Origin of the sequence: Aeromonas sp. s7(2024) (assembly GCF_040907825.1) — a bacterium.
Taxonomy (GTDB): Bacteria; Pseudomonadota; Gammaproteobacteria; order Enterobacterales; family Aeromonadaceae; genus Aeromonas; species Aeromonas veronii.
On the sequence record NZ_JBFOCM010000035.1, the window covers coordinates 26449 to 39617 of the forward strand.

Genomic DNA, 13169 nt, shown 5'->3' on the forward strand with positions numbered 1-13169 from the left:
ATAGAATATGGCCAGAGAATTCAGCCGGACCCGTCGGGTCGGACAGCAGATCCAGCGTGAAATCGCGCTGATCCTGCAGCGCGAGGTGAAAGACCCGCGCATCGGCATGGTGACCGTTTCCGATGTGGAAGTGTCCCGTGACCTCAACTATGCCAAGATTTACGTCACCTTCTTGCAGCTGGAAAATGATGCCGAGCGTATCAAGGAAGGCTTGCAGGGTCTGACCGAAGCAGCCGGATATATCCGTAGTCTGCTGGGCAGTGCCATGCGTCTGCGCGTGGTGCCCGAGCTGCGTTTCTACTACGACCAGACCCTGGTCGAGGGGATGCGTCTCTCCAACCTGGTGACCAACACTGTGCGTGAAGACAAGCGTCGCATGGCCGAATCCGGCCGTGACGAAGAAGCTGAATCCGCACCGGATGACACGACTGAGGATAAAGCCTGAGATGACCCGAAGACGTCGTTTCAAGGGCCGTGATGTGCACGGCATTCTGCTGCTGGACAAGCCGACCGGCCTGACCTCCAACGATGTGTTGCAGAAGGTCAAGCGCATCTACAACGCCGCCAAGGCCGGTCACACCGGCGCACTGGATCCGCTGGCGACCGGCATGCTGCCGATCTGCCTCGGCGAGGCCACCAAGTTCTCCCAGTATTTGCTGGAAGCGGACAAGCGCTATGAGGTGACCGCCAAACTGGGCGAGCGCACCAACACCAGCGACTCCGATGGTGAGGTGGTCTCCACCCGTCCGGTGAACGTGGCTGTCGGTACCCTGATCGAGGCGCTGGACCAGTTCCGCGGCCCCATCATGCAGGTGCCCTCCATGTACTCCGCGCTCAAGCACAACGGCCGCCCGCTCTACGAATATGCCCGTGAAGGCATCGAGATCGAGCGAGAAGCCCGTCCCATCACCGTATTTGAGCTCAAACTGCTGAGCTTCGAAGGTGATGAAGTGCGCCTTGAAGTGCACTGCAGCAAAGGCACCTACATCCGCTCTCTGGTGGATGATCTGGGTGAAGTGCTGGGCTGTGGCGCCCACGTGACCCAGTTGCGCCGTACCCAGGTGGCCAGCTATCCGTACGAGCGTATGCTGACCTTGGAGCAACTCGAGTGCATCTTCGAGCAGGCCAAGGCCGAGAGTATCCCGCCGCGCGAGCAGCTGGATCCGCTGTTGCTGCCGATGGACACCGCCGTGGCAAGCTTGCCCGAGGTGAACATGCTGGCGGTTGTGGCTGCCTATGTGAATCAGGGCCAGGCCGTGCAGGTGGCGGGTGCGCCGCAAAGCGGTCAGGTTCGCATGACGGTTGGCCCGGAGCGCGAGTTCATCGGGGTTGGCGAGATTGATGATGATGGCCGCGTCGCCCCCAAGCGACTAGTGCGTTATCACGACGAGGAGTGATCCTCAGGCGGTATCAGCGCGTCTTTCCCGTTTCGCCTCTTTATCGTTGCGAAAAGGGGCGGGGACGATTATGATACCGCCCTCATTTCACGGCTGAATTAGAGATTGGCTGTGAACCTTTAAACACTCTACTGGAGTATTACCATGTCTCTAAATGCTGAGATCAAAGCTCAAATCGTTGCTGACAACGCTCGTTGCGCAAACGACACCGGTTCCCCCGAAGTGCAAGTTGCCCTGCTGACTGCCCAGATCAACCATCTGCAAGGTCACTTCAAAGAGCACTCCAAGGACCACCACGGTCGTCGCGGTCTGCTGCGCATGGTTTCCCAGCGTCGTAAGCTGCTGGACTACCTGAAGCGTAAAGATTCCGAGCGTTATGCTGCTCTGATCGCCAAGCTGGGTCTGCGTCGTTAATCGACCATCAGATTTCGCGAAAAAGGGGAACCGTCAGGTTCCCCTTTTTTATTGCTCTTCAAGCCGTTGCCTGCCTCACAGAATTCGCGTCACCGCTTACCTTTTGCATCGAATCAAGTATACTTGTGCGCGAATTTAAAGAGCCAAATTGTAAAAAAGGAAATTCACGTGAATCCTATTGTAAAGTCATTCCAGTACGGTCAACACACCGTCACTCTGGAAACCGGTGTGATGGCCCGTCAAGCCACTGCGGCCGTTATGGTCAGCATGGACGATACCTGCGTATTTGTGACCGTAGTCGGCAAGAAAGAGGCCGATCACGGCCGTGATTTCTTCCCGCTGACCGTCAACTACCAGGAGCGTACCTATGCTGCTGGTCGTATCCCCGGTGGTTTCTTCCGTCGTGAAGGCCGTCCGAGCGAAGGCGAGACCCTCATCTCCCGTCTGATCGACCGTCCTATTCGTCCGCTGTTCCCGGAAGGCTTCCTCAATGAGGTTCAGGTCGTTGCGACCGTAATGTCCGTGAATCCGGCCGTATCCCCCGACATCGTTGCCATGATCGGTGCCTCTGCTGCACTGGCCATCTCCGGTATCCCGTTTGGTGGCCCGATCGGTGCTGCTCGCGTGGGTTACATGAACGGTCAGTATGTGCTGAACCCGACCACCACCGAACTGCCGCAGAGCGATCTGGATCTGGTGGTTGCCGGTACTGCCAATGCCGTGCTGATGGTTGAGTCCGAAGCTGCCATCCTCTCCGAAGAAGTGATGCTGGGCGCCGTGGTATACGGTCACGAGCAGATGCAGACCGTGATCAATGCGATCAACGAGTTTGCCGCTGCCGTCGGCACCAAGCCGTGGGACTGGACTCCGCCTGCCGTCAACGAAGCTCTGAAAGCCAAGGTTGCCGAGCTGGCGAGCGCCGAACTGGGTGAAGCCTACCGCATCACCGAGAAGGCAGTTCGTTACGAAACCATCGCGGCCATCAAGGGTCGTGTGGTTGAGCAAGTTATCGCTTCCGGCGTGGAAGAAGATGCCAAGAAGATCGGCGAAGAGTTCCACAGCCTGGAAAGCCGCATCGTTCGTGGTCGCGTAGTACGTGGTGAGCCGCGTATCGATGGTCGCGATCCGGAAATGATCCGCGCCCTGAGCGTAGGTACCGGTATTCTGCCCCGTGCTCACGGCTCTGCCCTGTTCACCCGTGGTGAAACTCAGGCCATCGTGGTCGCCACTCTGGGTACCGAGCGTGACGCCCAGAACATCGACGAGCTGACCGGCAACCGTGCCGATCGCTTCATGCTGCACTACAACTTCCCGCCATACTGTGTCGGTGAGACCGGCATGATGGGTAGCCCGAAGCGCCGTGAAATCGGTCACGGCCGTTTGGCCAAGCGCGGCGTTGCTGCCGTGATGCCGAGCGCCGCCGAGTTCCCGTACGTGGTGCGCGTGGTCTCTGAAATCACCGAATCCAACGGCTCCTCCTCCATGGCGTCTGTCTGTGGTTCCTCTCTGGCGCTGATGGATGCCGGTGTGCCGATCAAGGCCTCCGTTGCCGGTATCGCCATGGGTCTGGTGAAGGAAGAAGAAGGTTTCGTCGTGCTGTCCGACATTCTGGGTGACGAAGATCACCTGGGCGACATGGACTTCAAAGTAGCCGGTACCACCGAAGGTGTGACCGCGCTGCAGATGGACATCAAGATCGAAGGCATCACCAAAGAGATCATGGAGATTGCGCTGAAGCAAGCTCGTGGCGCTCGTCTGCACATCCTGAAAGTGATGGACGAAGCTATCCAGGCTCCCCGTGCCCAGATTTCCGATTTCGCACCGCGTATCCACACCATCAAGATCAATCCCGAGAAGATCAAGGACGTGATCGGTAAGGGTGGTTCCGTGATCCGTGCGCTGACCGAAGAGACCGGCACCAACATCGAGCTGGATGATGACGGTACTGTACGTATCTCCGCCGTGGCCAACGAAGCCGCCATGGAAGCGATCCGTCGCATCGAGGCCATCACCGCCGAGATCGAAGTGAACCGCATCTATGAAGGTAAAGTTGTTCGTCTGGCCGATTTCGGTGCATTCGTCAACATTCTGCCGGGCAAAGATGGTCTGGTACACATCTCCCAGATCACCGACGCTCGCGTGCAGAACGTGGCTGACCACCTGACCATCGGTGACGTAGTCAAGGTGAAGGTACTGGAAGTGGACCGTCAGGGCCGCGTACGTCTCTCCATCAAGGAAGCGAACGCCCCGACCGAAGCAGCTGCACCTGCTGCTGACGCCGCTCCGGCCGCAGAAGAAGCGCCTGCTGCAGAGTAATCTGCTCGCCTGATACCGGATAGGTTCCGGTTGATGTAAAAAATCCGGCTCCCCAATGGGAGCCGGATTTTTTTATGGTCAAAACGCGCAATAAGGGATTACTTGCCGAGGATGGCGTACTGCATCTCTTGCAAGGGAAGTACATGGCGGGCTGCTCCCAGCTTGATCGCCTCCTTGGGCATGCCGAAGACCACGCAGGAGGCCTCATCCTGGGCATAGGTGTTGGCACCCGCATCCAGCATCTCGCGCAATCCCCGGGCTCCGTCATCCCCCATACCGGTCATGATGATGCCGGTGGCATTCTTGCCGGCATATTTGGCGACGGAGCGAAACAGCACATCTACCGAGGGGCGATGGCGGTTGATAAGCGGCCCGTCGACTACCTCGACGTGATAGTAGGCACCGCTGCGCTTGAGCAGCATATGCTTGCCGCCGGGGGCAATCAGCGCCAACCCCGGTATCACCCGGTCATTGTTCCTCGCCTCCCGCACTTCTATCTGGCAGACCCCGTTCAGGCGTTCTGCAAACATGGCGGTAAATTTCTCTGGCATGTGCTGCACTATGACAATGCCGGGGCTGACCCGGGGCAAGGCTGTCAGCACGGCTTCCAGCGCCTGGGTACCGCCGGTCGAGGTGCCGATGGCGATGAGCCGCTCGGTGGTTTGTGCCATGGCGTGCTGGTTGGGCGCCAGCATGGCATCTGCGTTGAGTTTGGTGCTGACCGGCACAGAGGAGGGCTTGCCCACGCGCTTGAGATTGGCCTGGGCCGCAGCACGTACTGCCATAGCCAGGTCGTGGGCAGATTCTTGCAGAAAGCTTTTTATCCCCATGGTCGGCTTGGTGATGATGTCCACCGCGCCGGCAGCCATTGCCTGCAAGGTTGTCTCGGCCCCCTTTTCGGTGAGGGAGGAGCAGATCACCACCGGGGTGGGATGCTCTGCCATGATCTTGGTGAGAAAGGTGATGCCATCCATACGGGGCATCTCCACATCGAGCACTATGACGTCAGGCCACTCTTTCTTCAGTTTTTCCTGGGCAAACAGGGGATCCGATGCTGTGGCGATCACCCGGATATCAGGCTCCTGCTCCAGCACCGCTTGCAATACCTGTCTGACCACGGCGGAATCATCCACCAGCATGACCCGGATCTGCTTCATTCTCGCGACTCCCGTTGATGTGGCAGACGATGATGGCGGAGCCAGACACTGCCGTTGCTGAGCTCAAAGAGCAAGCTTCGGTGGCCGCTATGGCCAAGATGATGAGCCTTGATATCAAGGCCAAGGTGTCGGGTCAGCTGCCAGGCTGCCTGAATATTTTTGGCGGCGACATTGTTGTCGCTCTGTGCGTATTGAGGCTCGGTAAACATGTTGCCACCCCCGAACAACTTGGCCTCATATTCATGGATGGGGGCAGGATAATGACTGGCCGCTTGCAGCAGCAAGGCGAGGGCCTCATCGGCATAGCGCCCATCCAGCTTGGCAGAGGGATTGCGCCGACTTGGCAGCATGTAGTGACACATTCCTCCCTGTTTCTGCTCCGGATGCCACAAGGTGATGGCAATACAGGAGCCCAGTACGGTTCTGACCACCACATCCTCCTTGCCAAAAAAGAGCTCTCCCGGTTGCAGGATCACCTCCCGAGTCATGACTTATCTCTTCTGATAGATGGAAGGCGAGACAAGCTGCAGGCCGTGGTGCAGGCCATGCAGGCTCTCGGCGTGGCTCACCAGCAGGTAGCCACCGGGTTTGAGTCTGGGTACCAGCCGCTGCAATACTTGCCCTTTGGTCTCCTTGTTGAAGTAGATCATCACGTTTCTGATGAAGATGACGTCAAACATGCCGATGTCCGGCAGATCCTGATTGAGGTTGATCTGCATGAACTGCACCTTGTCCCGCAACTTGCGATCGATGATGAAGATGCCCTCCTGCAGGCCCACACCCTTGAGGCAATATTTCATCAAAAAGGGCAGTGGAATATTTTGCGCCCGCTCGATGGGGTAGCGACCGCTCATCGCCTGTTCCAGCACCCGGGACGAGATATCGGAGGCCAGGATCTCCCAGTTGAAGGTGCTGCGTTTTTCCGCGAGGGTCATGGCCAGACTGTAGGGCTCCTCGCCGGATGAGCTGGCAGCGCTCCAGACCCGCAGCGATTGCTCGGGCGGGAGCGCTGAGACTATCTCCCGCGTCAGGAACTCGAAGTGTTTGGGCTCCCTAAAAAAGTAGGTTTCGTTGGTGGTAAGGAGATCAAGCGCCAGCTGCAGTTCGCTGCTGCGATCGTTCATGATGAGCTGGAAATAGTCGTCATAACTATCCAGCTCATAGTGGCAGAGGCGTTTCGCCAGGCGGCTGGCCACCAGCGCCTTCTTGGCAGGAGACAGCTCTATCCCCGCCGTTTGATGAAGCCAGCGTTGGAAACGGGAGAACTCATCATCATGCAGCTGGGTTTGATACAAAAAACTGTCCCTCTACCTGTGTTGTCGGAGATGGGAGAGGCAGCGCCTCTCCCGTGACTAGAACCGGACAAAATCGCCATCGCCCGTGGGGCGTTGGACTGTGGCGGCTCGTTCCCGACTGTTGGCATTGCTCTCGTTCATGAAGCGACCTCGGGTATTGGGGTGAAGATGCGAGGTGGCTGCTTTACCTTCTTTGGCGTGGACCTCCAGGGTAAAGAATTCCATGGCCAGCTGCAGCTGTTCAGCCTGGCTGCTCATCTCTTCTGCTGTGGCAGCCAGCTCTTCGCTGCAAGAAGCGTTCTGCTGGGTAACCTGACTCAGCTGGTTCATGGCCTGATTGATCTGGCTGACACCGGTGGATTGCTCTACCGAAGCGGCACTGATCTCCTGCACCAGATCCGAGGTCTTGTTGATTGAAGGAACCATCTGATCCAGCAAACGACCTGCTTTTTCCGCCATCTCGACACTGCTGGAGGCCAGCTCGCCAATCTCCTGTGCTGCCACCTGGCTGCGTTCGGCCAGTTTGCGCACCTCCGCCGCCACTACGGCAAAGCCCTTACCGTGATCGCCAGCCCGCGCCGCTTCGATAGCTGCGTTGAGTGCCAGCAGATTGGTCTGGTAGGCGATGTCATCGATGATGCCAATCCGTCTGGCGATCTGCTTCATGGCATCCACAGTCAGTTTGACCGCTTCTCCTCCCTCTACGGCCTCTTTGGCTGCCTTGCTGGCCATGCCATCGGTGACCTGGGCATTGTCGGTATTCTGGTTGATGCTGGCGCTCATCTGCTCGATGGAGGCGCTGGTCTCCTCCATGCTGGAGGCCTGTTCACTGCTGGATTGGCTGATCGACTGGGCGGTCGCGCTTACCTGCTCGGCGGCACTGGAGAGGTTGTCAGAGGCGCCGCGCACTTCGGTGACGATGTTGGTGAGCGAAGCGATAGTTTTGTTGAGCGCATCCTTGGTGGTGCCAAACACGCCAGGGTAGTCCGCCTCAATCTGTTGGGTCAGGTCACCTTTTGCCAGACATTGCACGACCCGGATGACGTCGTTGAGGGTGCTGTCGATCACTTCGGCAATCTGGTTGATCCCTTCTCCCATCGCCTGAAAGAAGCCGCTCTTGCCAGTAAGTTCCATCCTGCGGTGCAGCTCGCCATTGATCACGGCCTGCACAATGTCGGACATCTCTTTCTCTATCATCACCTCCTTGGTTCTGTCGGCCCATTCGACCACGGATCCCAACCGTTCACCGGTATCGTTGAAGACCGGATTGGCGATCAGGGAGAAGGTGCGCCCCCCCAGCTGGATCTGGGTACGGTAGGTGCTGTTGAGTTTGGCCAGCATGGCGCGCTGATGGTCGGGATTTTTATGAAAGCTGTCGATGTTGGCGCCCATCAGCTGATTGGCGTTGAAGCTGTATAGCTCTTTCTTGATGTCGGTCTCGGCCTGATTGAGCATGCCGGTCACTGCCTCGTTCATATAGATAATGTCGAGGTTGGTATCGGCAATCATCACGTTGGTGCTGGCGCAGTCGAGGGCTTTGCGAACCAGCTGGTTCTCATGGAGCAACACCTGGTTCTTTTTAATGTCGTTGCGGCTCTGTTCCAGCTTGTCACTGAGCAAGGTGACCACCTCGTTGATGGCATGTCCTACTTCACGCAAGGGGCTATCCATACCGGAAAGATCGAGTGGTGCTGGAACCTGCTCTGCCAGGACTGCGTGTTGCAGTTGGCCGATTGCGTCGAGTAACAGGGTCCGCTGCCTCACTTCGGTGGCATTGTCTCCGAAGAGTTTTCCTAAGAGTGATTGGGTCATGAGCGTTTCCTTATGCTGCATGTCGTGGAGTATGGAGGCCTGTTCAGGAGGGTTGCAGGTTGCCTTGTGGCAACCTTGCCTGTGGCTGGGCCAGTTCGTTGAGTTGAGCCATCTCATCGAGTGACAACACTTTTCCGGTATCGATGAGGATGACGAATTTGCCGTTGACCTTGCCCATGCCACTGATGAAATCGGCCCGGATGCGGGCACCAAAACTGGGTGGGGGCTCGATATCTGCTTGTGGGATACCCAGTACTTCCGATACGGAATCCACCACAACGCCAATATCCTGACCTACAGGTTCATCGCCCTGCGGGGCCACCCCCTCAATAATGACGATGCAACTGCGGCGAGTGATGACCGAAGGTGCATTGCCAAAGCGGGCATTCAAGTCTACGACCGACACTACCGCTCCTCTGAGGTTGATTACGCCGCGAATAAAACCCGGCATCATCGGAACCGGAGTGATATTGCCGTATTCGATGATCTCTTTGACCCCCAGAATATTGATGGCGAACATCTCGTTGTTGATCAGAAATGTCAGGTACTGGGCATCGCCACTGCTCTCGTCAGCGGCCGCTGATGGCACCGTGATGTCGGTGGATGTATGCATGGTCGCCTCCGGTTAAAAGCGGACAAAATCCGCGTCATCAATGGAATGGGATGATGGTTGATTGGGCTGGCTGGCCCGTTGTGGGGGGGCGATGAAACTGCCTCTGGGAGGCATGCCCTTGTGGCCGGTTTCATGGGGCCTGGTGTTGAGCTGTGCACTTTGTTCCAGAGCAAAAAAGGCCATGGTTTGCTGCAGTTCGCTGGCTTGTGAACTCATTTCTTCGGCCGTGGCCGCCAGCTCCTCGCTGCTGGCCGCATTCTGCTGTGTCACCTGATTAAGCTGGTTCATGGCCAGACTGATCTGGTTGGCTGCGCTGGCCTGTTCACCTGAGGCGGCATTGATCTCTTGTACCAGGTCAGAGGTCTTGCGAATGGAGGGGACGATCCTCTCCAGCAGGTTGCCAGCCCGCTCTGCCTTGCTGACGCTGTCGGAGGAGAGCTCGCCAATCTCCTGCGCAGCGATCTGGCTGCGTTCTGCCAGTTTTCTCACCTCGGCAGCAACCACCGCGAAGCCTTTGCCATGCTCTCCGGCGCGAGCCGCCTCAATGGCGGCGTTGAGGGCAAGCAGGTTGGTCTGGTAGGCAATGTCGTCGATGATGCTGACTTTCTTGGCGATTTGCTGCATGGCGGTCACCGTTTGTTGAACGGATTGGCCCCCTTCTGTGGCCTCCAGCACCGAGTTGCTGGCCATGCTGTCGGTGATCTTGGCGTTCTCGGTGTTCTGATTGATGCTGGCGCTCATCTGCTCGATAGAGGCACTGGTCTCTTCAACGCTGGCTGCTTGCTCGCTGGTGGCCTGGCTCAATGCCTGCGCCGTATTGCTCACCTGATTGGAGGCATTGGTCAGGTTGTCGGCGGCGTTGCGTACCTCTTCGATGATATTGGTCAGCGCAGTGATGGTCCGGTTTAGGCCGTCTTTGGTCTGGCCAAAAATTCCTGGATAGGGCTCATCGATCCGTTGGGTCAGGTCACCCTTGGAGAGCGCGGTGGCAATGCGCATCACATCTTCCAGGCTGGTATCTGTCACATGGGAGAGGCGATTCAGCAGCTCGGATACCCGCTTGATATATCCTTGACGATCATCCAGCGCAATCTTGTGGCTGAAGTCGCCCTGTTCGACAGCGGCGGTGACCAAGGTCTCGATATCCGTGATCAAGGCCCCCAGTTTCTTGACCATGTTATCCATCGCCATCAAGAGCTGACCCGCTTCATCGTTGGAGTCTATCTGGATCGATACATCCAGATTGCCATCGGCCAGACTATTGGCCACGCGCAGAGCCTGTTCGATGGGGGTGATGATGCTTTTGATTAGCAGCGTGCCAAACCAGGCTGCGAGTGCAATGCCGACCGCGATAACCACCGCCATGGTTATCAGCATGACGTCATACCAGGATTGCGCTGCGGTATATTCCGACTTGGCCACATTGAGCTGCAGGTTGACCAGCTCGGTGATTTTGTTGCCTATCGGGTCGATGGAGCCATAGAGGGCACCGTCAAAAGTGTTCAGCATGCCAGTAATCATGCCGTGCTGGGTGGCGAGGTATTTCTCCAGCTTGCCAATATCGGTATCGGCCGCGTTGAACAGGGTTGTCGCCTCGGCTGACAAACGCTGTTCATCTGGTGTGAGAGTGGTGGACTGGTAGTGATGCCACTCGTTTTTGATTGTCTGCTGTGCCTGTTGTATCTGCTTCAAAGCCTCTTCTGCCGGGATCAGCCCCGCATTGGCCTTGTTGAGGTTGTCGATGATCGAGACGGCATAGCTGTCGGAGATGGTCTTCAGCTGCTTAAGGGGAACCACCCTGTCGTTGTAAACGCGCTGCAACCCGGTATTGCTGCTCTGCATGTTGTATAACCCGAGGCTGCCAACGGCCAGCAGCAGTAGGCAGAGCATGCAGAGCAGTACAATAAGACGCAATTTGATGGTGGAATTTTTTAACATGATGGTCCCCTCAGTTGATGCTGGATTGAGGCAGGTTGCGCGACACTGTCAACCTGTTGAGCTGACAGGATTCCTGAGTGATTGCGTGCTGGATCAGAGAAGGAATGTCGAGGATCAGGGCTACCTCTCCCCCCCCCAGAATGGTTGAACCACTGATGCCCTGCAGGCGCTGGAACAATTTCCCCAACGGTTTGATGACGGTCTGGAATTCTCCCAGCAGTTCATCCACCACCAGTCCGGATTTTTTGCCTGCATGGCTGACCACGACAATGTTCTCGCGCCTTCCTTTGCTGCCATTGGTATCGAAGTAGTGTTGCAGGCGGATAAAGGGCAGCACCTCGCCACGCAAATTGATGTAATTGCGACCCTGGGTATCGGACAGTGCACTCTGGGTCAATTCAACGCACTCGATCACCATATCGAGGGGAATGACGTAGTGGGTGTCGCAGACTCGCACCAGGAAGCCGTCGATGATGGCAAGGGTGAGCGGCAGGCGGATCTGCACACGGGTTCCTTTTCCCGGGATGCTGTCCAGATCGACCGTGCCGCGCAGGGCAGTGATGTTGCGTTTGACGACATCCATGCCCACCCCGCGACCGGAGAGGTTGGTTATCGCCTCGGCGGTAGAGAACCCCGGCTCGAAGATCAGGTTGTATATCTCCTGATCCGTCAGCGTGGTGGTTGGGCTGATCAGACCGCGCTCGATGGCTTTTTGCTGGATCCTGGCTTTGTTGAGACCAGCTCCATCATCCCGAATTTCGATGACGATACTGTTGGAGTCGTGATAGGCATTGAGATTCAGGGTGCCACGGGGGGGTTTGCCTGCCAGCAGCCGTTGCTCTGCCGATTCGATACCATGATCCATCGAGTTTCTGACCAGATGCATCAGCGGATCGCCGATCTTCTCTACCACCGATTTGTCCAGTTCAGTCTCGGCTCCGGAGATCACCAGAGTGATATCCTTGTTCAGTTCCTGACTGACATCGCGCACCACCCGTTGGAAGCGGTTGAAGGTATCGCCGATAGGCACCATTCGCAGGCGCAGTGCACTGTCGCGGATCTCTTCCACCAGCATGGCAATGACTGAGGTGGCTTCCTGCAGTTGGCTTTCGCGAGTGCGTTGGGCCAGCAGATTGGCTCCTGAACTGGCGACTACCAACTCCCCGACCAGATTGATCAGATCGTCCAGCTTGTCGGCATGCACCCTGACGTAACGACCCTCTTTACTCTTGCTCTCCTTGGTCTGGTTCTGCTTTTTCAGGGCGGCATCGACTACGGCTTCATTGACGGCTCCCTGCGCAATCAGGATCTCCCCGAGTTTGGGCGCTTGCTCAGCCGGGGTCGCTTGCTGTGCCTGCAGACCGTTTGCTAACTCCTCTGCGGTCAAAGCGCCTGTGTTGACCAGCAACTGCCCCAGCATGGAGCTATCTTCCGGCAGCGACTCGATCAGGTTGATGAACTCGGTGATCTTGCTGTGGGGCGGCAAAATGGTGATCTGGCAGTCATCTCTAACAAATTCAAAAACATCGCTGATGGCCGTCTTGTCTGCCTGCGAGTCGAAGTCTATCTCGTAGCCTAGGTAGCAATTCTCCGGATCGAACTGCTCCCAATCCGGTAGCGCCTGATGGATGGTCTCCACCGAGCATATGGTTCCTAGTGTGCCGAGATAGCGCAGAAATGCGGCCGGATCCATGCCATTGCGCAGCACATCGGGGCCAAAACGCAGGGAGATATGCCACAAGGAGGCTGAGCTGGTCATGCCTCCCTCTTTTTCGATTTTTGGTTCAGGTGTATGCACCGTATCTGGCAGCCTGGCATGGGGGGCGCATTGATGACGGGTGAGAGTGAGCCTCAGCCGTTCATCCTGGTTGGCATCGCCCTCGCTTAAGGTGCTGCCCTGTTCTGCAACGACACTGATGAGCGTCTGGATGTGGTCACAGCTTTCCAGCAGGTCCTTGATTAGAGGAGAGGTGACGGTGAGCTGCTGATTGCGGATCTGGTCTAGCAGATCCTCGACAATATGGGTAAACCCGACTATTGGTTGCAGACCAAACAGGCCAGCCGACCCCTTGATGGTATGAGCAGCACGGAAGATGGCTCCAATCAGCTCGCTATTGTCAGGGTCCGATTCCAGTGATAGAAGGGCTGACTCCATCTCTTCAAGCAACTCGCGTGCCTCGGCGATATAGGTTTGTAAAGCCTGATCAAGATCGATGCTCACGGTGAC

At 57.1% G+C, this 13169-nt stretch carries 11 protein-coding genes; 4 read left to right on the forward strand and 7 right to left on the reverse strand.

The window, feature by feature from the left end; genetic code table 11:
* Positions 1-7 precede the first annotated feature (7 nt).
* The 4 genes from rbfA to pnp all read left to right on the forward strand — a co-directional run bounded on the left by rbfA (position 8) and on the right by pnp (position 4127).
* Positions 8-445 (forward strand): 30S ribosome-binding factor RbfA, encoded by a 438-nt coding sequence (gene rbfA / locus AB5Y73_RS14385; protein WP_005338799.1) that lies wholly within the window; start codon positions 8-10, stop codon positions 443-445.
* 1 nt (position 446) lies between these two features.
* On the forward strand, positions 447-1397 hold the full coding sequence (gene truB, locus AB5Y73_RS14390) for a tRNA pseudouridine(55) synthase TruB (RefSeq protein WP_005338798.1): 951 nt from the start codon (positions 447-449) through the stop codon (positions 1395-1397).
* 144 nt (positions 1398-1541) lie between these two features.
* Positions 1542-1811, forward strand: a complete 270-nt coding sequence (rpsO, locus tag AB5Y73_RS14395; RefSeq protein ID WP_005338797.1) for a 30S ribosomal protein S15 — start codon at positions 1542-1544, stop codon at positions 1809-1811.
* A 168-nt stretch (positions 1812-1979) separates the two neighbouring features.
* On the forward strand, positions 1980-4127 hold the full coding sequence (gene pnp, locus AB5Y73_RS14400; RefSeq protein WP_005338796.1) for a polyribonucleotide nucleotidyltransferase: 2148 nt from the start codon (positions 1980-1982) through the stop codon (positions 4125-4127).
* 98 nt (positions 4128-4225) lie between these two features.
* Here pnp and AB5Y73_RS14405 read toward each other — a convergent pair whose 3' ends face one another.
* The 7 genes from AB5Y73_RS14405 to AB5Y73_RS14435 are packed head-to-tail and all read right to left on the reverse strand — an operon-like array spanning position 4226 to position 13163.
* Entirely contained in the window at positions 4226-5284 is a 1059-nt protein-coding gene (locus AB5Y73_RS14405) for a chemotaxis response regulator protein-glutamate methylesterase (RefSeq protein WP_005338795.1), read from the reverse strand.
* Positions 5281-5772 carry a chemoreceptor glutamine deamidase CheD gene (cheD, locus tag AB5Y73_RS14410; RefSeq protein ID WP_005338793.1) on the reverse strand — a complete coding sequence of 164 codons (492 nt, stop codon included), beginning with the start codon at positions 5770-5772 and terminating at the stop codon, positions 5281-5283. Before cheD ends, AB5Y73_RS14405 begins: the two co-directional genes overlap by 4 nt.
* A 3-nt stretch (positions 5773-5775) precedes the next feature.
* Positions 5776-6579: a protein-glutamate O-methyltransferase CheR gene (locus AB5Y73_RS14415; RefSeq protein ID WP_005349557.1), complete on the reverse strand. Its 804-nt coding sequence runs from the start codon at positions 6577-6579 to the stop codon at positions 5776-5778.
* A gap of 57 nt (positions 6580-6636) precedes the next feature.
* Positions 6637-8391, reverse strand: coding sequence for a methyl-accepting chemotaxis protein (locus AB5Y73_RS14420; RefSeq protein ID WP_181497562.1), 1755 nt, complete (start codon positions 8389-8391; stop codon positions 6637-6639).
* A gap of 43 nt (positions 8392-8434) precedes the next feature.
* Positions 8435-9004 (reverse strand): chemotaxis protein CheW, encoded by a 570-nt coding sequence (locus AB5Y73_RS14425; RefSeq protein ID WP_042080654.1) that lies wholly within the window; start codon positions 9002-9004, stop codon positions 8435-8437.
* A gap of 12 nt (positions 9005-9016) precedes the next feature.
* Entirely contained in the window at positions 9017-10942 is a 1926-nt protein-coding gene (locus AB5Y73_RS14430) for a methyl-accepting chemotaxis protein (protein ID WP_058057307.1), read from the reverse strand.
* A 10-nt stretch (positions 10943-10952) separates the two neighbouring features.
* A complete protein-coding gene (locus AB5Y73_RS14435; RefSeq protein WP_107682536.1) occupies positions 10953-13163 on the reverse strand; it encodes a chemotaxis protein CheA in 2211 nt (736 codons plus the stop codon).
* Positions 13164-13169 lie beyond the last annotated feature (6 nt).